Genomic DNA, 19,761 nt, shown 5'->3' on the forward strand with positions numbered 1-19,761 from the left:
TTCGCATGTAGAACGGTGTTCGTCCACGAACACCGTTCGCTCGAAAAGGGGTACGCAGATGACCGACACGAAGGAAGCCCAGGTCCTCGCCACGCTGGAGAGCATGGCCGCCGCGTGGAACAACGAAGACGCCGCCGCGTACGCGGACCACTTCACCGAGGACGCGGACTACATCACATTCTTCGGGATGACCGTGCCCGGCCGCCGGAAGATCGAAGAACTGCGCCGTGCGATGTCCCAGGGCCCGATGAAGGGATCGAAGCTGGTGGGCGGCGGCGAGCCGCCGAAGATCCGGTTCCTGCGGCCCGACGTCGCCGTCGTGCTGCTGGGCGGCGGGTCCTCGCTCGACGGGAAGCCGGTGCACGGGACCGAGCGGGAGTCGCTGATCACCTACGTGCTGGTGTGCGACGACGACCGCTGGCTGGTCGCGTCGTTCCAGAACACGCGCGTCACGGACCCGAAGTCGTGGGCCAAGAAATGAAGCGCCCCGGGAAGAAGCTGATGGTCGAACTGTCCGAAGTGGTCAGTGCGCCGGTCGGGGACGTGTTCGAAGCGCTGGAAACCAGGCTCGCGGGCGCACCGGATCTGGAGGTCTACCGCGACCGGGGGATCGTGGCCTGCCAGGGTGGCTGGTGGTACCGCGGGGAGTACGAGGTGGCGGGGGAGCCGGGCGGCGGCGCGCGGGTGACGCACCGGGTCTACAACGTGGCCGAGTGGTTCCGCTGGGGCGTGCCGCTGGCGAACCGGCTCTTCATCGGCTTCCGCCAGGCCACCGCCGACGGCTTCGCGAAGTTCGTGCGCGGACTGGGGTAGGGCTGGCCCCACCACGGTTCCGGTGGTCGGCGGTCGTGCCGGCGGGGTAGCCCGCACGGTGGAATTCCCCCATGACGACAGCCATCCAACTCGACCGGGGGCCGGGTGCGATGCCCGGCGCGGCCGCGATCGAACTGCGCCGGGTTTCGCGCGACTACGGGACGAAGCACGCCACGGTGACCGCGCTCGACGACGTCAGCCTGGCGCTGCCGACGGGATCGTGGACCGCGGTGATGGGCCCATCGGGGTCCGGCAAGTCCACGCTGCTGCACTGCGCGGCGGGGCTGGAGACGGTCACCTCCGGGCAGGTGTCGCTCGGCGGCGCGGACATCACGTCGGCTTCGGACGCCGCGCTCACCGCGTTGCGCCGCCGCGAGGTCGGGTTCGTCTTCCAGAGCTTCAACCTGGTCGGCTCGCTGACCGCGGAGCAGAACGTGGCGCTGCCGCTGAAGCTTGCCGGCATCCGGGTGTCCAAAAAGGACGTCCGAGACGTGCTGGCGTCGGTCGGGCTCGCCGACCGCGGCGGGCACCGGCCGCGCGAGCTCTCCGGCGGGCAGCAGCAGCGGGTGGCCATCGCGCGCGCGATGGCCACCCGTCCGTCGGTGCTCTTCGCCGACGAACCCACCGGCGCGCTCGACTCGAAGTCCGCGCGCACGGTGCTGGGGCTGCTGCGGCGGCTCGTGGACGCCGAGGGGCAGACGATCATGATGGTGACGCACGACCCGGCCGCCGCGGCGTGCGCGGACGCGGTCGTGTTCCTCTCCGACGGCAGGGTCGTGGACTCCTCGGGACGGCTCTCCTCCCGCGAGGTCGCCGACCGGCTCGCCCGGCTGGAGTCGTAGGTGTTCCGCCTGTCGTTGAGCACCTTCCGCGAGCGCTGGCCGTTGTTCATCGGCGCCGTCCTCACGGTGTGCCTCGGGGTCGCGCTCGTGCAGTCCTCCCTGCTGATCCTGGTTTCCGCGGCGTCGCCGGACATCCCGGCGGGCCTGCCGCCGGAGGTCGCCGACCACCTGCGCGACGGCTACACCGGCGCGATCACCCTGCTCGCCATGACACTCGGCCTTTCGGCGTTCCTCGCGATCTTCATCGTCAGCTCGACGTTCGCCTTCACCGTGGCGCAGCGCAGGCGTGATCTCGCGCTGCGCGGCTCGTCGGCGGCGCGAAGCGGCAGGTGCGGGGGCTGCTGCTGTCCGAGGCGCTGGTGCTCGGGGTGGCCGGCACCGGGATCGGGGTGCCGCTCGGGCTGGCCGCGATGCGGTTCCAGTCCTGGCTGCTGACCGATCTCGGGTTCCTGCCACCGGACTTCACCCCGCGCTGGCAGCCGTGGATCCTCGGTGTCTCCGCGGGTGCCGGCGTCGGTGTCGCCCTCGTGGGTGTGCTCGCCGCGTCACGGCGGGCGGCGAAGGTCCGGCCGCTCGACGCGGTGCGCGAAACCGGCACCGCGACGCGCGTGATGACCGCGCCGCGGTGGTTCTTCGGGATCCTGTTCGCCGCGGGGGCGACCGCGCTCATGATCGTCTCCAGGATCGTGCCCGGCGACGGCGTCATCCCGATCACGTTGTTCGTCGGCATCACCGGGGCGATCGCGATGAGCGCCTTCAGCCCGCTCGTGGTGCCGATCGCGGGCAGGCTGGCCGGATTCCTGTTGCGGGGCAGCACGATCGGCCTGCTCGCCCAGGCCAACCTGCGCGACGGGGTTCGCCGCAGCGCCTCGACCGCGGCGCCGCTGCTCGTGCTCGTGGCGCTGCTGGTGAGCCAGGCGGGCACGCTCGGCTCGATCGCCGAGGCGACGCGCGGCGAGCAGGAACGGGCCATCGCGGGTGATCTGGTGGTCGATTCGACCGGCGCCGCCGCGCAGCGGATCGCGGGCCTGCCCGGCGTGGAAACGGCGTCGACGGAAGTCGGGCTGACGATGCCGGTGCTCGCCGAGGTCGGGGACGGCAAGCCGAAGACCAAGGAGTTCCGCGGTTCGGTGCTCGCCGTGGATCCCGTCGCCTACCAGCGGACGCATCCGAGGCCGCCGGCCGAGGGCTCGCTCGCCGATCTGCACGGTGACACGATCGCCGTCGGCCCCAAGCGCAGCGGGGAACGGGGGCTCGCGGTCGGTGCCGTCGTGCGCGCGAGGACCGCACGCGGCGAGGTGCCGTTGCGGGTCGTCGCCGCGCTGGCGCCGACGATGAACGGTGGCGCGAGCTTCCTCGTGCCGAGGGAGGTCGCGGGCGCCGACGTGCTCGCGGCGGGGAAGGCGTCCACGATCGTGCGGGCGGCGCCGGGTGCGGACGTGGGTGCGCTCGCCTCGCGGATCCGGGCCGAGGGCGCGGGGAACCCGGCCGGGGTCGCCGCGGCGGTGGCGGCGAAGGCGGACGGCCAGCGCGCCACGAACTCGGGGATCATGGCGGTGCTGATGGGCCTCGCCGGGCTCTACGCGCTCGTCGCGGTGGTCAACGCGGTGGTGATCGCCGCTGCCGAGCGCCGCCGCGAGTTCGCGGTGGCCAGGATGACCGGGCTCAGCCGGGCGCAGGTGGTGCGGATGGCGGTCGTCGAATCGTGGGTGGTGACCGCGATCGGGCTCGCGCTCGGCTGTCTCGCGGCCTCGGGCACGCTCTTCGCGATCGGTTCGGCGACCGGGCGCATCACCGGCGTGGCGGCCGTCGCGGTGCCGTGGGAGCTGCTCGGTGCGGTGGTCGCGGGCGCCTTCGCGGTCGTCGGGGTCACCAGCCTGTGGAGCGGGATCGCGGCGACGCGGCCGCGGCCGGTCACGCTGGCCGCGAGCCGGGAGTAGCGGTCACCGGGGTGGCAGCAGGACGACCGCGCCGTGCGCCGCGCTGCCGGTGACCACGAAGTGCGGCGTCCCGCCCGCCCCGCAGAACCCGCCCCTGTCCCGGACAGCGGCGGGTTTTTCCTTCCGCCGCAACGCGGTGGTGTCGGCCGTGGCGCCCTCGGGTAGGCGCAGCCGGACGTGCGTGGCGCGGCAGTGCAGCTCGATCCTGACCTCGGCGTGGTCGATCCGGGCATCGGTGAAGTCGAGCGACGCCGTGCGCGACCGCGACCGCACCACCACGGTCTTCGGCACCGGCCACGCACCCGAGCGGCGGATCGGCGCGCCGTGCTCGACCAGTTCGAGCAGTTCGCCCGGCACCGGTTCCCGGCGCGGCTCTTCGGCGTGGGTGAGTCCAGGCAGGTCGAGGAGCACGGCGTTCAGCTCGCCGCGGGTGCGCGCGGCGAGCGCGATGTCGGTACGCTCGCTGAATTCGGTGAGATCGAGCAGGCCGTGCCCGGTCGCCCGGTTGAGCAGCTCGACGACGTGTTCGCGCTCGGCGTCCGAGACCCGGAGGTCTGCGGGATTTCCCCCGGGTGTGTGCATGGTTCACACCGTAGGGCGGCAGGCCCGGCCCGGCATCGGGGAAAATCCCCGAGCCCTCCACTCGATGTAAGGGTAGCCTTACCGTAGATACCCCTGAACTTCTTCGAGGAGCGGCACATGGCGGACACTTCCCGACGCGGAGGGCGGCCGGTCACCCGGCTGACCGTGCTCCGCACCGAGCGGCTCACGCCGCACATGCTCAGGATCGTGGCAGGCGGGCCCGGGCTCGCGGCCTTCACCCCGAACGAGTTCACCGACGCCTACGTCAAGGTGCTCTTCAAGGTCGACGGCGTCACCTACCCCGAGCCGTTCGACATCGACACGGTCCGCGCCGAACTGCCGCGGGAGCACTGGCCCCGGATGCGCACCTACACCGTGCGGCACTACGACGCGGGCGCGGGCGAGCTGTCGATCGACTTCGTGCACCACGGGGACGAGGGGCTGGCCGGTCCGTGGGCGGCGAACGCGAAACCGGGCGACGACCTGCTCCTGCTCGGTCCCGGCGGGGCGTACGCGCCGAGGGACGACGTCGACTGGCACCTGTTCGCCGGTGACGAGAGCGCGCTCCCCGCGATCGCGGCGGGCCTGGAAGCCGTCCCGGCCGGTGCGCCGGTGCGCGCGTTCATCCTGGTCGAGGACGCGGCGGAGGAGCAGCCGCTGGCGACGAAGGGCGACGCGCAGATCTCGTGGCTGCACCGGTCCTCCGGCGATGACCTGGTGGCCGCGGTGCGCGGCATGGACTTCGGCGAGGGGGCCGTGCAGGCGTTCGTGCACGGCGAAGCGGGATTCGTCAAGGAGCTGCGGCGGCACCTGCTCGACGAGCGCGGTGTGCCGAAGGACCGGCTGTCCATTTCGGGCTATTGGCGGATCGGCCGCGACGACGAGCAGTGGCGCGCGGAGAAGGCGGCCGAGCGCGCCTGAGCGGTCGAGAATGCCGGCGGCTTCGGGTAGAACAACCGCATGACGCGGAAACTGGCTGTCGAGGTGGATCCGGCCGAGGCGGGGTTCGACCCCGGCAGGCTCGGGCGGCTCGACGGGTACTTCGGGCGCTACGTCGACAAGGGCCTGCTGCCGGGCACGCTCGCGGTGGTCGCCAGGCGGGGCAAGGTGGTCTACCTCGGCGAGCACGGGTTCCGTGACGTCGAGGCGGGCCTGCCGGTGGAGCGGGACACGCTCTGGCGCGTCTTCTCGATGAGCAAGCCGGTCACTTCGGTGGCCGCGATGATGCTCTACGAGGAAGGCGTTTTCGACCTCACCGACCCGATTTCGCGCTGGCTGCCCGAGTTCGCCGAGCCGAGGGTGTACGCGCGCGGCTCCGCGCAGGCGATGGCGACGGTGCCCGCCACCGAACCGATCCGCGTCTGGCACCTGCTCACCCACACCGCGGGCCTGACCTACGGTTTCCAGCACGCGCACGCCGTCGACGAGCTGTACCGCAAGGCGGGCTACGAATGGTGGGTGCCGAGGGGAACGGACCTCGCGAGCGCGGTCGAGCAGTGGGCCGCGCTGCCGCTGCTGTTCCACCCCGGCACCGAATGGAACTACTCGGTGGCCACCGACGTGCTGGGCAGGCTCGTCGAGGTCGCTTCGGGGCAGCCGCTCGACGAGTTCTTCCGCACCCGGATCCTCGACCCGCTCGGGATGACCGAGACCGGGTTCGAGGCCGAGGGCGATTCACTGGACCGGCTCGCCGCGCTGTACCTCGCCGTCCCCGGTTCGGACGCGATCGTCCGGAACGACCTCCTCGCGTACCCGGTCGACGGGCGGCCCACCTACCTTTCGGGCGGTGGCGGGCTGGTGTCGACCGCCGCCGACTACCACCGGTTCACCCAGTTCCTGCTGCGCGAAGGAGAACTCGACGGGGTGCGCCTGCTGGGGCCGCGCACGGTCGCGCTGATGCGCGGGAACCACCTGCCAGGGCACGTCGACCTCGAACAGTTCGGCCGCCCGCTGTTCGCCGAGATGCCCTACGACGGCTACGGGTTCGGCCTCGGCTTCTCGGTCCTCGAAGACCCGGTCAAGGCGAAAACCCTGGCGCCGCAAGGGGAAATCGCCTGGGGCGGTGCGGCGAGCACGGCGTTCTGGGTCGATCCCGCGAACGAGATCACCGCGCTGTTCTTCACCCAGCTCCTGCCCTCCAGCACGCACCCCCTCCGCCAGGACTTCCGCCGATTCGTGTACCAGGCACTGCTGGACTAGTGCTCCGGACACGGGCTGCCGGTTCGCCGGGAACGGCTCAGATGACCATGACCCGGCGCCCGCGCGTGTGACCGGCGTGGCTGTCGATGTGCGCCGCCGCGGCCTCGGCGAGCGAGTACGACTTCTCGACCGGGATGTGGAGCTTCCCCCGTGAGATGAGGGCGGCGGCTTCGGCGAGCGCGTCCGGCACGCTCCCGGCCACGCCGGAGAACCGGACACCGTGCTCGGGCGCACCGAGATCGGCGATGGAGACCACCTTCCGCGGATCCCCGGTCAGCTCGACGAGTTCGCGGAGCACGCCCGAGCCTGCCAGGTCGAGCGCCGCGTCGACCTGGCCGAGCTGCCGCACCCGCTCGACCCAGCCCTCGCCGTACCTGGTGGCGAGGGCGCCAAGACCGCGCAGGTAGTCCTGGTTCGCGGCCCCCGCCGTGCCGATCACCGCGATGCCGCGCTCGCGGGCGATCTGCAGCACCGCCGATCCGACACCCCCGGACGCGCCGCTGACCAGCAGCGTCTGTCCCGGTCGCACGCCGACCTCGCGGATGAGGCGCAACGCGGTTTCCACCACGGAGGGGTACCCGGCCGCCTCTTCGAACGCCAGGCCTTCGGGCATCCGTGCCCAGGCCGACAGCACCGCGAACTCGGCATAGGTGCTCGAGCCTTCGCCGAACACGTGGTCACCGACCTCGATCCCTTCGACGCCTTCGCCGACCTCGTCCACGACCCCGGCGGCGTCGAGCCCGACTCCGGCGGGCAGCTCGATCGGATGGGCGCCCAGCACCTGGCCCTCGCGGACCCTCCAGTCGACGGGGTTCACCCCCGCCGCCCGCACGGCGATGCGCACCTGACCAGCGCCCGCGTGGGGCTCCTCGGCGTCTACGAGCTGCAGGACGTCCGGGCCGCCGAACTCGGCGAAGCTCACCTTCTTCATGCCGTCGAACGTAGCACTAACGGTTAGTGTTTAACAACGGTCATTGTTTTGTGGCTGATAGCATCACCGGATGACCGTGCCGACCGGGCGCCGTGCGCGCAAGAAAGCCGCCACCCGCCAGAACATCGCGGACACCGCACTGCGGCTCTTCCTCGAACACGGGTACGACGCGGTCGGCATCCGTGACGTGGCCGCGGCAGCCGACGTCGCCGTCACCACGGTCTTCTCCCACTTCGCCTCGAAAGAGGCACTGGTGTTCGAGCAGGACGAAGACTTCGAGCAGCGCCTCGCGCGGGCGGTCACCGGCCGGGCGCCGGACGAGCCGCTCATCCCCGCGCTGCGCCGCGAGATCCACGCACTGGTGCGGCACTGCACGGCGGAGGGTGCCGCCCCGATCTGGCGCATGATCGACGAATCGCCCGCCCTGCGGGAGTACGAGAAGACGATGAGGCTGCGCCACGCGGAGTCGCTGGCCGCCGCGATCGCCGCCGATCCCGGCATGGCGCGGACCGCGATGGCCTGCCGGGCGATCGCGAGGTTCGCGATCGACGCCTATTCGCTGGCCCGTGAGGCGGCCGAACCGGAGGCCGCGGTGGACGAGATCTTCCGGATGATCGAGGCGGCCTGGGAAGCCGCCCGCACTGCTCCCGGGCCGGTCACCGAAGGCCGTTGAAGTTGACGCGCAGGGTGTAGAGCGAACTCGACGCGGTGGTGAACAGGCGGGTGTCCGCGATGTAGAGCCTGCTCTCGTCCGCTGAGAACGCGAGCCCGGCCGTTCCCCGTTGCGCAGCCGAGGAACGGACTGCGCTCGATCAGGACACGACTGTCCGTTTCGACGTACTTCCCGCCGCCGAACCACGCCAGCACGACCACCGGCCCGGAGCGGCTCACCGACCGCCCGCGGTGGACAGGATGCGGGCGGTCGCCGGCGGATCCGGCATGGCGCAGCTCCCGTGCTGGAGCGCGCTCCAGGTCAAGGGCGCCGGTGCAGCCACCAGGTGATGCCCTCGCCGATCTGCGTGAAGCCACGGGCCCGGTAGAGCTGCTTGCCCTCCGGCGTCGCGTTGAGCACGGCGTGGCGCGCCCCCGCCGCACCCGCCGCGGCGCACACGGCGCGCAGCAGCCCGGTGCCGAAACCCCGGCGCTGGAAGGGTTCCCACACGTCCATGTCGAACACGCCGGCGATGTCACCGTCCAAAAAGGACCACGCGCGGCCCGCGAAGTCGCGGCCGGGCGCGTAGGCCGCCGCGTACCACGCCCGCGGCGGCTCGTCCCTGGCGAGTACGAGGTGGTCGCGGTAGAAGGCGTACTCGTCCTCGTAGTCGTCCGAGTCGAGCTGAAGTTCGATCCGCGGATCGGGCTCGACGCCGAGGACGGTCTCGATCGGCGCGACCATCCACCACGGCGACCACCCCCGCTCGAACCCGGCCTCGGCGAGCGCTGACGCGTCGGCGCCGAGGCCCAGCCACGCGCCGACGATCGGCGCGCCGGAGCGCGCGGCGTGCTCGACACCGCGCGCGACCGCGGCGGGCGGAATCGCCCCGGGGAACAGCAGGTTCTGGCCGTCCGGGCCGTCGACCCAGGTCAGCGGCCCGTCCGTCCAGACCTGCCCGCCGAGCCGTTCCGCACGCAGGCGGAACCAGTTCGCTTGCACCCGTTCGCAGTCGGCAACCGTGATCACCGCACGATGATCGCATCACCTGCCGGTGATCGGCGGTCGTCGTACGGCGGCTCCTTCGCCTTGAACTAAGTTCTCAGTCACGAACATAGTTCGGCCGGCGGGTAGGGTGGTCGCCATGCCTGCTGATCCCCGACAGCGCCGCGCGGCCCGCCACGCGCAGCCTCCCGCGGATTCCCCGCGGACCGCGCCGCGGAAGACGCCCATCACGCCCGATCGGATCACCGACGCCGCGCTCCAGGTCATCGCCACCGAGGGCTACGACGCGCTGACGATTCGCCGGGTCGCGGCCGTGCTCGGCACCGGGCCCTCTTCGCTCTACGCGCACATCGTCAACAAGGACGATCTCGACGACCTGCTCATCGGCAGGCTCCTCGCCGGGATCGAACTGCCCGAACCCGACCCGGACAGGTGGCGGGACCAGCTTCGCGACGTGTACGCCCGCATCCGCGACCAGTACCTGAAATACCCCGGCGTCGCCCGCGCCGCACTGGTCATCGTCCCCACCCACCTCGACACGCTGCGGGTCGGCGAAGGCATCCTGGCGATCCTGCTCGCCGGTGGCATCGAACCGCAGACCGCCGCGTGGGCGCTCGACGCGCTCACCCTCTACGTCAGCGCGTACGCCTTGGAACGCTCGCTCGTCCACCAGCGGCAGCAACACCACGACGATCCCTGGGTCTTCAGCCGCGAGGAACTCATCGACCGGTTCAACGCCTTGCCTGCCGACCGCTTCCCGCACACCCGGAGCCACGCGGCCGAACTGACCGCGGGCTCCGGGCACGACCGGTTCGACTTCACCCTCGGCCTGATCATCGACAACCTGACCCCGGATCACCGCACGACGCCCAGCGAGCGCGGCACGTCGAGCTGACCCCCTCGGCACCGCTCAGCCGAACGGGCCGCGATCCGGTGCGCACACGGTCCCGCGCGCGGGGAGCGTCCCGCGTTCGAGATAGTCCTGCGCCGCCGAGTCGACGCAGGCGCTCCTGCCCACCGAGCCGTGGCCGTAGGTGTCCAGCGTCAGCAGCCGCGCGTTCGCCAGTGCGCGCTCCGTCCGTTGTGCGCCGGGGTAGGGCGTCTCCGGATCACCCTGCCGGTTGCCGACCAGCAGGACAGGTGCGGCGGTCTGGCGGTTCCACGGCCCGGTGTAGCGCCCGGGATCGCGGACGGGCCAGGTCGCGCACGGCAGCGACTTGTACGTGTCGTAGGCACCGAACCCCCTGCCGGACCGATCGGCGAGCCGGGCGAACCCGGCCCACACCCGCGGATCGCGCGGGTTCAGCGAGTCCGAGCACAACGTCGCCGCGCCACCGAGCAGCGAGTCGGCGGGAGTCGGGATGGTGGCACCGGTGGCCGTTGTCCGGGCAGCGGTGGGCGGGGCGCTTCCGCCGGTGTCGGGCGCGATAGCCACCGCCTGGAGGAACCGCGCCAGCGCGGGCGCCTTCACCGTGTCGAGAAGTCCATTGTGGACGCGCGAGACCAGGTCCTGGTAGCCGACCGTGAGCGGCTGTCCGGTTTCGGGGTCCGTCGTGGCCACCGGGCCCCGTTGCAGCCGGTCGAGCAAGCCGTTGTACCTGACGAGCAGATCGGTTCCCGGTTCGCGGAAGGCGCACTGGGGCGCGGCCGCACAGGAGCGCAGGAACGATTCCAGTGCCCGTTGGGCGTCGGGGAAGGCGTCGAGCCGGAAGCTGAACGGCTTCGCGGCGTCCTGCGGCCGGTAGCCGGTCGACCAGTTCACCGGATCGTCCACGGCGTCGAGCACGAGCGCGCCGACCCGATCGCCGAACAGGTTCGCGTACGTCTCGCCGAGGACGGAGCCGTAGGACTTGCCGTAGTACTTCAGCTTCGGTTCCCCGAACGCGGCCCGCAGCCGATCGAGGTCACGGGCCACCGACGCGGTCGACAGGTGCCCCATCAGCTCGCCGCCGTTCGCCGCGCAGAGGTCGGTGACCGTCTTGGCCGCGGCGAGCTGCGCGCGGTCCTGTGCCGCGGTGATCGGGAATCCGATCGCGGCCTGCAGCGTCCCGAGCTGCGCGGGATCGGTGAAGCACCGCAAGGCGCCGCTCGCGCCGACGCCGCGCGGATCGAAGCCGACGAGGTCGAACTTCCCACCGAGGCTCGCCATCAGCTCCTTCGGTGCGAACCGGCCGGAAACCCCTGGCCCGCCGGGGTTGTAGAACACGGTGCCCAGCCGGTGCGCGGGGTCGGTGGCGGGCAGCTTGGCCAGCGCGATGGTGATCTTCTTGCCACCTGTGTCCTGGTAGGACAGTGGCACCTCGAGGTGGCCGCAGGCATAGCCCTGCGGGGATTCGCCGGGACACCGCTCCCAGACGACACCGCTGGCGCTCGCCGCCGCGACGGGCGCGACCGCCGCGGTGGCGAGTACGGCCGACCCCAGCACGAGGGCGGTTCGGATCTTGTTCCCAATCATCGGGTCAGCATTTCGGTGCGCCGCACGGAAATCCCGGTGGCGCACCCCCGAACCGGTGGTGGGGCGAGCCCTATCGGGGACATCCCCGACTCGGGCGGTGCGCCACGTCCCCTAAGGAAGCTCCTGCGGAAGTCGAGGCGAGGTCCGCCACGCGTTTCCCCGAAGGTGACCCTTGGGGCGTGCGCGGCCCCTCGCCGACCCGTAGCCGTCTACCGGGGAACGGCTTCCAGCAGCCAGTAGCCGGTGTCCGGGATCGGGTTCGCACCCGTGACGGTGAATCCGGCGCGTGCGCACAACGCCTCGAAGTCGGCGCGCGTGCGCTCCCGGCCGCCGACGTTGACGAGCATGTTCAGATCGGACAGGTAAAGACGGGCGAGCGCGGGGTCGGCCGTCTCGGGCAGCACCGGTTCGACGATCAGCAGGCGCCCGTCGGCGGGGATGACCGACCGGCAGTGCCCGAGGATGGTCGTGGACCGGTCGTCGTCCCAGTCGTGCAGGATGCTCTTGATCAGGTACACCTCCGCGCCGGCGGGGACGGCGGAGAAGAAGTCACCTGCCGCGACGGCGCACCGGTCACCGACGCCCGCGGCCGCGAGCCGTTCCGGTGCCTGCGCGCCGCCCTCCCCGGAGTCGAAGACGATCCCGCGCAGGTGCGGGTTTTCCCGTAGCACAGGGGAGATGAGCGTGCCGTCGCCGCCGCCGATGTCGAGCACGGTGCGGTACGGGCCGAAGTCGAAGCAGTTCGGCAGCGTCTCGGCGACGGCTCGCGTGCCGTCGCGCATGGCGTCGTTGAACAGCGCCGACTTCTCCGGTTCTTCGCGCAGGTAGGCGAAGAACGGCTTGCCGTGCACCTCGTCGAAGGCGGTGCGCCCGGTGCGCACGCTGAACGGCAGCTCCGGCCACGCGCTGGTCATCACCGGGTCGGTGAACGTCTCGACGAAGGCGTGCATCGACGCGGGATGGTCGCTGCGCATCAGCGCCCCGGCGGCGGTCGCCGAGAACTCGCCCGGCCGCGGCTCGGTGCACAGGCCGAGCGCGGTGAGCGCGCGCAGCAGCCTGGTCGTCGTCTCGGCCGGGGTGCCCAGCTCGGTCGCGACAGCCGCGGCCGCGCGGGTGCCGGACCCGACGGCGTCGAGCAGTTTCAGGTCCGCCGCCGCGCGGACGGCGTGGGTCATCATGAACCCCATCGCGAGCCGGGTGACGGTCCCGCGTGCTTCCGGGTCCTGCTGTGCCATTGTGCCTCCCCTTCGCAGTGTTCAAACGAAGGCAAGGCTACCCTAATTCAGGCGGTGAGCTTCGGTACGACTTGTGCCCCGTAGGCGGCCAGCGTGTCCTCCCGTTCGTCGTGCATGAGGTAGAGCGCGAACTGATCGACGCCGAGCTCGGCCAGTTCTTCCAGCCGTGCGACGTGCGCGCCGGCCGATCCGAGCAGGCAGAAGCGGTCCACGATCTCGTCCGGTACAAACTCCGTCGACGGGTTGCCCGCCTTGCCGTGGTGGGCGTAGTCGTACCCTTCGCGCCCCGCGATGTAGTCGGTCAGCTCCCGCGGCACCGAGCTCGAATCGCCGTAGCGCGCGACGAGATCGGCGACGTGGTTGCCGACCATGCCGCCGAACCAGCGCAGCTGCTCGCGCTGGTGCGCGAGGTCCTCGCCGACGTAGCCCGGCGCGGCGAGGCAGATCGTGATGCCTTCCGGGTCGCGGCCCGCGGCGCGCGCGGCGTCGCGGACGCTGCCGATCGTCCACCGCGCGATGGCGGGATCGGCGCACTGCAGGATGAACCCGTCGGCCTGCTCGCCGACCAGCTTCAGCGCCTTCGGCCCGTATCCCGCCATCCACATTTCGAGCCTGCCGTCGCGGACCCACGGAATCCGCACGGGGGTGTCGTTGAGCAGGACTTCGCGCCCCTCGGCCAGTTCCTTGACCAGGTGCATGCACTCCGCCACGGTGGCCAAAGTGGACGGTGCGCGGCCGACGACCCGGTGCGCGGAGTCGCCGCGCCCGATCCCGCACACCGTCCGGTTGCCGTACATGTCGTTGAGCGTGGCGAAGGTCGACGCCATCACCGAGTAGTCGCGGGTGGCCGGGCTGGTCACCATCGGGCCCACGGTCAGCGCCGAGGTCTCAGCGAGGATCCGCGAGTAGATGACGAACGGCTCCTGCCAGAGCACGCACGAGTCGAACGTCCAGCCGTGGGAGAAACCGTTGTCCTCGGCGGCCTTCATCAGCCGCACGACCTCGCTCGCGGGCGGGTCGGTTTGCAGCACGATCCCGAAATCCACGCGTGCTCCTTAGCTGAGGTACTGGTTGAGGTCGCGCGACAGGAAACGGCCGTGCGTGGTGCTGCCGCCGAAACCCGACGGCGACACGACCACCTCGCCGCGCGAAAGGACGGTGTGGACCTTGCCGGTGAGCTCGAACCCTTCGTACGCCGAGTAATCCACGTTCATGTGGTGGGTCTCGGCCGAAAGCGTCTGCTTCGCGACGGGGTCGTAGAGCACGATGTCCGCGTCGGACCCGGCGGCGATGACGCCCTTGCGCGGGTACAGCCCGAACATCTTCGCCGGCGTCGTCGAGCAGGTTTCCACCCAGCGGCCGAGCGAGATCTCACCCGCCACCACGCCCTGGTGCAGCAGGTCCATCCGGTGCTCGACACCGGGGATCCCGTTCGGGATGGCGCGGAAGTCACCGCGCCCCAGCTCCTTCTGGTCCTTGAAGCAGAACGGGCAGTGGTCCGTCGACACCACGGACAGGTCGTTCGTCCGCAGCCCGCGCCAGAGGTCGGGCTGGTGCGACTTGTCGCGCAGCGGGGGAGAGGCGACGTACTTCGCGCCCTCGAAGTCGGGCTTCGCCAGGTCCTCGATGGACAGGTAGAGGTACTGCGGGCAGGTCTCCGCGAACACGTTCTGCCCGCCGTCGCGCGCTTCGGCGACCGCGGCGAGCGCCTGCGACGCGGACAGGTGCACGATGTAGAGCGGCGCGCCGGTGACCTTCGCCAGCGTGATCGCCCGCGACGTCGCCTCACCTTCCAGTTCCGGTGGTCGCGTCAGCCCGTGCTGCACCGGCGCGGTGTGCCCTTCCTCGAAGGCCCGCGCGGCGAGCTGGTCGATCGCGATCCCGTTCTCGGCGTGCATCATGATCGTGGCGCCGATTTCGCGCGCCTTGGCCATCGCGCGCAGGATCTCGCCGTCGGTCGAGTAGAACACGCCGGGATAGGCCATGAACATCTTGAAGCTGCCGACACCGGCGGTGACGCAGGCTTCCATCTCCTTGAGCGAGGCGTCGTTGACATCGCTCACGATCATGTGGAACCCGTAGTCGATCGCGCAGTTGCCGTCCGCCTTCTCGTGCCACTTGTCCAAAGTGGACAAGAGTGAGGTGCCCTTCGCCTGCACCGCGAAGTCGATGATCGTGGTGGTGCCGCCCCACGCGGCCGCGGTGGTTCCGGTGCCGAAGGTGTCATGAGAATGCGTGCCCCCGAAGGGCATTTCCATGTGCGTGTGCGCGTCGATCCCGCCGGGCAGCACGTACTTCCCGGTGGCGTCGATGACCTCGTCCGCCGTGGTGAGCAGGCCGGGGGAGGTGACGGCGGCGATCTTCTCACCGTCGACGAACACGTCCTGGAGCTTCGCGCCGTCGACGCCGACGACCTGGCCGCCCTTGATCAGCGTCGTCATCACGCCTCCGCGAGCGGGCCGTAGCTGTCCGGGCGGCGGTCGCGGTAGAACGCCCACAGGTCGCGGACCTCCGCGAGCCTGCCCATGTCCAGATCACGCACCACGATTTCCTCGTCGGTGTCCGAGGCCGCATCCCCGACGAGCTGCCCCCGTGGATCGGCGAAATAGGACTGGCCGTAGAAGTCGTTGTCGCCCAAGGGTTCCACGCCGACGCGGTTGATCGTGCCGACGAAGTACTCGTTCGCGACCGCGGCGGCCGGCTGCTCCAGGCGCCACAGGTACTCCGAGAGGCCGCGGCTGGTGGCCGACGGGTTGAACACGATCTTCGCCCCGGCGAGCCCGAGCGCGCGCCAGCCCTCGGGGAAGTGCCGTTCGTAGCAGATGTAGACGCCGATGCGCCCGACCGCGGTGTCGAACACGGGGTAGCCCATGTTGCCTGGCCGGAAGTAGAACTTCTCCCAGAACCCCTTGACCTGCGGGATGTGGTTCTTGCGGTGCTTGCCGAGGTAGGTGCCGTCGGCGTCGATCACGGCCGCGGTGTTGTAGTACACGCCGGGCTGTTCGACCTCGTACATCGGCACCACGAGCACCACGCCGTGCCGCTCGGCGACCTCCTGCATGAGCTTGGTCGTCGGGCCGTCCGGGATGGGTTCGGTGTAGGAGTAGTAGTCGGTGTCCTGCACCTGGCAGAAGTACGGGCCGTAGAACAGTTCCTGGAGGCACACGACCTGGGCGCCCTGGGACGCGGCCCTGCCGATCGCCTCGACCGCGCCCGCGATCATGGACTCCTTGTCACCCGTCCACCGCTGCTGGATCAATCCGGCTCGGACCAGGTCGCTCACTTGGTTCCTCCTTCGTGTTGGGGGAGTTCGATAGGGACAGCGACACGTAGACGACGAACGCGCCGACGAGGCCGACCACCCAGTTGTAGTCGTAGAGCGGTTTGAGGAACGGGATCAGCCCGCCGGCGGGGAACGGCCCGCCGTAGGCGCCGCCGACGGCGAGGACGCCGCCGGCGACGGTCGCGACGACCGCGCGCCAGTTCCAGCCGCCGGTGAACCAGTACGCGCCCCGCTCGGTGTAGAGGTCCTTCAGGTTCAGCTTCGTCTTGTTGACCACCCAGTAGCCGCCGACCAGTACCCCGGCGACCGCGCCGAGCACCCCGCCGTAGAACCCGAGCCAGGCGAAGATGTAGATGCTCGGATCGGAGTACAGCCGCCACGGCTGGATGAGGATGCCGATCACGCCGGTGATCAGCCCGCCGAGGGCGAAGGTGATCTTCTTCGGGAAGGCGTTGGAGAAGTCGTAGGACGGGCTGACCACGTTCGCGGCCAGGTTCGCCGAGATGGTCGCGAGCACCAGCGCGATCAGCGCGATGACGACCACGATCGGGGAGTCGAACCGGTCGGCGAGCTTGGCCGGGTCCCAGATCTGCTCGCCGTAGAGCACGCTTCCGCCCGACGTGGTCAGGATGGCCACGACCGCGATGAACGTCATCGTGGTCGGCAGCCCGAATATCTGCCCGCGCACCTGTTTGCGCTGGCTGCCGCCGAACCGGGTGAAGTCCGGCATGTTCAGCGACAGCGTCGACCAGAACGCGATCATCGCCATCAGCGACGGCGCGAACACCTTCCAGAAGTCGGCGCCCCAGCCGAGCTTGCCCGGCTCGGACAGGATCGGCCCGAGCCCGCCCGCCTTGACCAGCACGTAGCCGAGCAGGATCAGGAACCCGACCGACACCAGCGGCGCGGTCCAGTTCTCGAACTTCCGGACGGCTTCCATGCCGCGCCAGATGATCAGCATCTGGACCGCCCAGAACACCGCGAAGGACAGCCACAGCGTCCAGTGCTGCCCGGCGACGACCGCGGAATCGCGCCAGCCGGGCCCGGCGAGCCGTCCGACGATGATGTAGACGGCCTCGCCGCCGACCCAGGTCTGGATGCCGAACCAGCCGCACGCGATGAACGCGCGCAGCAGTGCGGCCAGGTTCGCGCCGCGGATGCCGTAGAACGCGCGGGCGAACACCGGGAACGGGATGCCGTACTTCGTCCCGGCGTGGCTGTTGAGCAGCATCGGCGCCAGCACCACGATGTTGCCGATGGTGATCGTGATCAGCGCCTGCACCCAGTTCATGCCGAGTGCGATGAGCGACGCCGCGAGCGCGTAGCTGGGGATGTTGTGCGCCATCCCCATCCACAGCGCGAAGTAGTTGTAGGTGCTCCAGGTGCGTTTGGACACCGGCACCGGCGCCAGTTCGGTGTTGAAGTACCGGCTGCCCGCGATGCTCGTCGCGGCGCCGAGGTCGACCCTGCCGTCCGGGTGGACCACGGTGTGCTCGCCGTTGTCGCGCTGGCTCGGCTCCATTGCGGAATCCTGCGCCAGCGGCGTCGGCACCGGGACTGGCAGAGTGTTCGGTCTTGGCTGTGTCCCAGCGCACACTGTCGATTGCGCTGATCGATCCGCGGTGCTTCGCGGACACCCGTTACTCGGTGGTAATGCGCCGAAAACCAAGAAGAAGGGGTGGGGCCCCGGCGGCGGTGAGGCCCCACCCGTGGTCAGAAGGCCGCGATCAGAAGCCGAAGACGCCGCTGGAGCCCGCGTCGGCCGCGCAGCGGTTCGGGTAGGTGGTGCGGAAGTCGACGCGCTGGCCCCGGTACACGCCGGTGGCGGTGACCTCGACGGGTGCGTAGACGAGCGTGCACGCCTGGTCGTGCAGGGGCAGGCGGGCGAAGTCGCCGTTGACCGAGTCGAGCACGGCGCACGCGCTGTCGCTCTTCGGGTGGGTGCCCCGCGCCGGGTCGCACGCGAGTGAGACGGCGGCGACGCGGCCGGTGGTGTCGTGCGCGTTCAGCTGCAGCGAGGTGGGCGCGGTCGCGGCCGGGCTGCCGAGGGAGGCGAGGGTGAGCGCGCCCGCGACGATCGGTTCCAATAAGAAAGGCATATCGGCTGTATCGACAGGTCGACGTGGTGACTGTGTTCCCCGGCCCGGTGATCTTTCCTCACCCGGTCGGGTGGCCTGGCCGGGTGATGTCGTGTGCGAGCAGTGCGACGTACAGCGAAAGCAGCGATTCCGGCTCTTCGAGCGGCACCCCGAGCACCTGCTCGATCCGCGCGAGCTGCTGGTAGTAGGCCGTCCGCGAGGTGTGCGCCGCCGCGGCCGCCGCGGACTTGTTGCCGCCGTGCTCGCAGTAGTGCCGCAGCGCGGCGACGAGCCTGCTGCCCGACGCCGAATCCCTGGCCAGCAGCGGTCCCAGCTCGCGGGCCGCGAACGCCGTCAGCCGCTCGTCACCGGCGAGCAGGTGCAGCAGGCCGCGCAGGCGGACGTCGTCGAGCCGGTGGACCGGCCGGTCTGGCCCGTGCAACGCCGCCGCCGCGACCTGCGCCGCTTCGGCGAGCGTGCGCCCGGCCCCGGCGGGCCCGGCCACGACCGTGCCCGCGGCGATCACCGCCGAACCGCGCGCCTGGTGGATCTCGGTCGCCAGCCTGTCCAGCACCGCGTCGGGTTTCGCTTGCGGGGAAAGGGAAATCAGCATGCGGACGCCACCGTCGTCGCCGGTGGACACCAGCGTTCGCACGCGAGCCCGCCGTGCCGCGAGCGCCGCGGCTTCGGCGAGTTCGCGCGTCAAGGGCTGGATCGACAGCGCGGGGGCGGCGGACCCGGTGAGCCGCGGCCGGATCGCGACGCCGACCAGCAACCGCCCGGCGAGCGGCACGTCGAGCGCGGACGAGCGGGCGACCAGTTCCGCCGACGGCACGGGCGCGGCGAGCAGTTCGCTCAGCAGCGCGCGGTGTGCGTTGCGTTCGAGGCTGTCACCGTCCTTCGCGACGAGCCGGTGCACGGCGAGCGCGGACGCGGCGCGCTCGGCGACCACGACGTGCCGGTGCGGCGGCGGCTCCGCGCACACCACCACGAGCCTGGCCCAGTCGTGCCCGCGCGCGCCGACGATGGTGAGCAGCCAGCCCGCTTCGACGTGGTACCCGGTGCGCTCGCCGATCTCGGTCGCGCGCGAGCGGGCGGGCCAGCCGTCCAGCAGGTCACCGGGATCGGTGCCCGCGGCGTCGTAGGCGAGCACCTCGTGCGAAAGGGTCTCCAGCACCACCGGCTGCCCGGTGACGCGGGCGACCTCGCGCAGCACCTCCGCCGGCTCGGCACCGGAGACGGTCAGGTCGGTGAACACCTTGTGCACCTGCTCCGCGGCGCGGAGCTCGGCGACCTGCGCGTCGACGATCAGCCCGTTCACCGATTCGGTGACCGTCACGTAGCGGGTCTCCCTGGACAGCGTCACGAGCGGGATCCCGCGCTCTTCGGCCGCTCCCACCAGCGCGGACGGCAGCTCGTCGCTCCAGTGCCGGACCAGCTCGACCACCAGGCCCGCGATACCCGCGTCGGCCAGCTCGCCCATGTACGCGGCGAGCTGCTTCGCGTCGTCGGGCAGCGCGATCCCGGTGGTGAGGACGAGTTCGCCGCCGCGGAGCAGGTGCGCGATCCCGGTCACCTCGGCGACGTGCACCCAGCGCACCCTGGCGCCGAGCCCGCGCGAACCCGCGACCACGTGCGGGCGGCCGTGGCGCAGCACCGGCAGTGCCAGCACCTCCGCGACGGTCGGGTACATCCGGCGGCTCCAGCGTGCTCGGGGCGGGTCCACAGACTGTACGGCCGCGCGCG

At 71.0% G+C, this 19,761-nt stretch carries 20 protein-coding genes; 9 read left to right on the forward strand and 11 right to left on the reverse strand.

Annotated features, from left to right (window positions below):
• Positions 1 to 58 precede the first annotated feature (58 nt).
• The 5 genes from ABD256_RS09500 to ABD256_RS09520 all read left to right on the forward strand — a co-directional run bounded on the left by ABD256_RS09500 (position 59) and on the right by ABD256_RS09520 (position 3,595).
• Positions 59 to 481, forward strand: a complete 423-nt coding sequence (locus tag ABD256_RS09500) for an SgcJ/EcaC family oxidoreductase (RefSeq protein WP_344415772.1) — start codon at positions 59 to 61, stop codon at positions 479 to 481.
• Positions 478 to 813 (forward strand): hypothetical protein, encoded by a 336-nt coding sequence (locus ABD256_RS09505; protein WP_344415775.1) that lies wholly within the window; start codon positions 478 to 480, stop codon positions 811 to 813. The genes ABD256_RS09500 and ABD256_RS09505 overlap by 4 nt, the downstream gene beginning before the upstream one ends.
• Before the next feature lie 71 nt (positions 814 to 884).
• Positions 885 to 1,655, forward strand: coding sequence for an ABC transporter ATP-binding protein (locus ABD256_RS09510; protein ID WP_344415778.1), 771 nt, complete (start codon positions 885 to 887; stop codon positions 1,653 to 1,655).
• A complete protein-coding gene (locus ABD256_RS09515; protein ID WP_344415781.1) occupies positions 1,656 to 2,090 on the forward strand; it encodes a hypothetical protein in 435 nt (144 codons plus the stop codon). It begins immediately after the preceding gene.
• Entirely contained in the window at positions 1,985 to 3,595 is a 1,611-nt protein-coding gene (locus tag ABD256_RS09520; RefSeq protein ID WP_344415783.1) for an FtsX-like permease family protein, read from the forward strand. The genes ABD256_RS09515 and ABD256_RS09520 overlap by 106 nt, the downstream gene beginning before the upstream one ends.
• A 3-nt stretch (positions 3,596 to 3,598) precedes the next feature.
• Here the strand turns inward: ABD256_RS09520 and ABD256_RS09525 are convergent, their stop codons facing one another.
• Positions 3,599 to 4,177, reverse strand: coding sequence for a DUF1707 SHOCT-like domain-containing protein (locus ABD256_RS09525; RefSeq protein ID WP_344415785.1), 579 nt, complete (start codon positions 4,175 to 4,177; stop codon positions 3,599 to 3,601).
• 117 nt (positions 4,178 to 4,294) lie between these two features.
• Between ABD256_RS09525 and ABD256_RS09530 the strand changes: the two genes are divergently transcribed.
• Positions 4,295 to 5,098, forward strand: coding sequence for a siderophore-interacting protein (locus ABD256_RS09530; protein WP_344415787.1), 804 nt, complete (start codon positions 4,295 to 4,297; stop codon positions 5,096 to 5,098).
• A gap of 39 nt (positions 5,099 to 5,137) precedes the next feature.
• Positions 5,138 to 6,376: a serine hydrolase domain-containing protein gene (locus ABD256_RS09535; protein WP_344415789.1), complete on the forward strand. Its 1,239-nt coding sequence runs from the start codon at positions 5,138 to 5,140 to the stop codon at positions 6,374 to 6,376.
• Between the two features lie 37 nt (positions 6,377 to 6,413).
• Here the strand turns inward: ABD256_RS09535 and ABD256_RS09540 are convergent, their stop codons facing one another.
• Positions 6,414 to 7,307: an NADP-dependent oxidoreductase gene (locus ABD256_RS09540; RefSeq protein WP_344415791.1), complete on the reverse strand. Its 894-nt coding sequence runs from the start codon at positions 7,305 to 7,307 to the stop codon at positions 6,414 to 6,416.
• 70 nt (positions 7,308 to 7,377) lie between these two features.
• Here ABD256_RS09540 and ABD256_RS09545 point away from each other — a divergent pair, with 70 nt between their 5' ends.
• Positions 7,378 to 7,980 (forward strand): TetR/AcrR family transcriptional regulator, encoded by a 603-nt coding sequence (locus ABD256_RS09545; protein WP_344415793.1) that lies wholly within the window; start codon positions 7,378 to 7,380, stop codon positions 7,978 to 7,980.
• Between the two features lie 300 nt (positions 7,981 to 8,280).
• On the opposite strand, the gene ABD256_RS09550 is transcribed toward ABD256_RS09545, so the two are convergent.
• Positions 8,281 to 8,988 (reverse strand): GNAT family N-acetyltransferase, encoded by a 708-nt coding sequence (locus ABD256_RS09550; protein WP_344415795.1) that lies wholly within the window; start codon positions 8,986 to 8,988, stop codon positions 8,281 to 8,283.
• Between the two features lie 106 nt (positions 8,989 to 9,094).
• On the opposite strand from ABD256_RS09550, the gene ABD256_RS09555 reads away from it, so the two are divergent.
• A complete protein-coding gene (locus tag ABD256_RS09555; RefSeq protein WP_425546413.1) occupies positions 9,095 to 9,859 on the forward strand; it encodes a TetR/AcrR family transcriptional regulator in 765 nt (254 codons plus the stop codon).
• Positions 9,860 to 9,874: 15 nt separating this feature from the next.
• Here the strand turns inward: ABD256_RS09555 and ABD256_RS09560 are convergent, their stop codons facing one another.
• From ABD256_RS09560 to ABD256_RS09595, 8 genes are all read right to left on the reverse strand, one after another.
• Positions 9,875 to 11,419, reverse strand: a complete 1,545-nt coding sequence (locus ABD256_RS09560) for an alpha/beta hydrolase (RefSeq protein WP_344415799.1) — start codon at positions 11,417 to 11,419, stop codon at positions 9,875 to 9,877.
• A gap of 209 nt (positions 11,420 to 11,628) precedes the next feature.
• The gene (locus tag ABD256_RS09565) at positions 11,629 to 12,654 is read right to left on the reverse strand and encodes a methyltransferase (protein ID WP_344415801.1); all 1,026 of its coding nucleotides are present in this window, start codon (positions 12,652 to 12,654) and stop codon (positions 11,629 to 11,631) included.
• Between the two features lie 47 nt (positions 12,655 to 12,701).
• Positions 12,702 to 13,700 (reverse strand): TIGR03842 family LLM class F420-dependent oxidoreductase, encoded by a 999-nt coding sequence (locus ABD256_RS09570; RefSeq protein ID WP_344415803.1) that lies wholly within the window; start codon positions 13,698 to 13,700, stop codon positions 12,702 to 12,704.
• Positions 13,701 to 13,709: 9 nt separating this feature from the next.
• The gene (gene hydA / locus ABD256_RS09575) at positions 13,710 to 15,095 is read right to left on the reverse strand and encodes a dihydropyrimidinase (RefSeq protein ID WP_344415805.1); all 1,386 of its coding nucleotides are present in this window, start codon (positions 15,093 to 15,095) and stop codon (positions 13,710 to 13,712) included.
• Positions 15,095 to 15,937: a nitrilase-related carbon-nitrogen hydrolase gene (locus ABD256_RS09580; protein ID WP_344415807.1), complete on the reverse strand. Its 843-nt coding sequence runs from the start codon at positions 15,935 to 15,937 to the stop codon at positions 15,095 to 15,097. The genes hydA and ABD256_RS09580 overlap by 1 nt, the downstream gene beginning before the upstream one ends.
• Positions 15,888 to 17,459, reverse strand: a complete 1,572-nt coding sequence (locus ABD256_RS09585) for an NCS1 family nucleobase:cation symporter-1 (protein WP_344415810.1) — start codon at positions 17,457 to 17,459, stop codon at positions 15,888 to 15,890. The genes ABD256_RS09580 and ABD256_RS09585 overlap by 50 nt, the downstream gene beginning before the upstream one ends.
• A 205-nt stretch (positions 17,460 to 17,664) precedes the next feature.
• Complete coding sequence (locus tag ABD256_RS09590) at positions 17,665 to 18,036, reverse strand: SSI family serine proteinase inhibitor (protein ID WP_344415812.1); 372 nt, start codon at positions 18,034 to 18,036, stop codon at positions 17,665 to 17,667.
• A gap of 58 nt (positions 18,037 to 18,094) precedes the next feature.
• A complete protein-coding gene (locus ABD256_RS09595) occupies positions 18,095 to 19,708 on the reverse strand; it encodes a PucR family transcriptional regulator (protein WP_344415814.1) in 1,614 nt (537 codons plus the stop codon).
• Positions 19,709 to 19,761: the final 53 nt, after the last annotated feature.

This window comes from Amycolatopsis minnesotensis, from assembly GCF_039529815.1.
In the GTDB taxonomy this organism is placed as follows: domain Bacteria; phylum Actinomycetota; class Actinomycetes; order Mycobacteriales; family Pseudonocardiaceae; genus Amycolatopsis; species Amycolatopsis minnesotensis.

Coding starts and splice junctions, on each gene's coding strand:
- ABD256_RS09500 (WP_344415772.1), top strand. CDS start 59: ATGACCGACACGAAGGAAGCCCAGGTCCTCGCCACGCTGGAGAGCATG.
- ABD256_RS09505 (WP_344415775.1), top strand. CDS start 478: ATGAAGCGCCCCGGGAAGAAGCTGATGGTCGAACTGTCCGAAGTGGTC.
- ABD256_RS09510 (WP_344415778.1), top strand. CDS start 885: ATGACGACAGCCATCCAACTCGACCGGGGGCCGGGTGCGATGCCCGGC.
- ABD256_RS09525 (WP_344415785.1), bottom strand. CDS start 4,177: ATGCACACACCCGGGGGAAATCCCGCAGACCTCCGGGTCTCGGACGCC.
- ABD256_RS09530 (WP_344415787.1), top strand. CDS start 4,295: ATGGCGGACACTTCCCGACGCGGAGGGCGGCCGGTCACCCGGCTGACC.
- ABD256_RS09535 (WP_344415789.1), top strand. CDS start 5,138: ATGACGCGGAAACTGGCTGTCGAGGTGGATCCGGCCGAGGCGGGGTTC.
- ABD256_RS09540 (WP_344415791.1), bottom strand. CDS start 7,307: ATGAAGAAGGTGAGCTTCGCCGAGTTCGGCGGCCCGGACGTCCTGCAG.
- ABD256_RS09545 (WP_344415793.1), top strand. CDS start 7,378: ATGACCGTGCCGACCGGGCGCCGTGCGCGCAAGAAAGCCGCCACCCGC.
- ABD256_RS09560 (WP_344415799.1), bottom strand. CDS start 11,419: ATGATTGGGAACAAGATCCGAACCGCCCTCGTGCTGGGGTCGGCCGTA.
- ABD256_RS09565 (WP_344415801.1), bottom strand. CDS start 12,654: ATGGCACAGCAGGACCCGGAAGCACGCGGGACCGTCACCCGGCTCGCG.
- hydA (WP_344415805.1), bottom strand. CDS start 15,095: ATGACGACGCTGATCAAGGGCGGCCAGGTCGTCGGCGTCGACGGCGCG.
- ABD256_RS09585 (WP_344415810.1), bottom strand. CDS start 17,459: ATGGAGCCGAGCCAGCGCGACAACGGCGAGCACACCGTGGTCCACCCG.
- ABD256_RS09590 (WP_344415812.1), bottom strand. CDS start 18,036: ATGCCTTTCTTATTGGAACCGATCGTCGCGGGCGCGCTCACCCTCGCC.
- ABD256_RS09595 (WP_344415814.1), bottom strand. CDS start 19,708: ATGTACCCGACCGTCGCGGAGGTGCTGGCACTGCCGGTGCTGCGCCAC.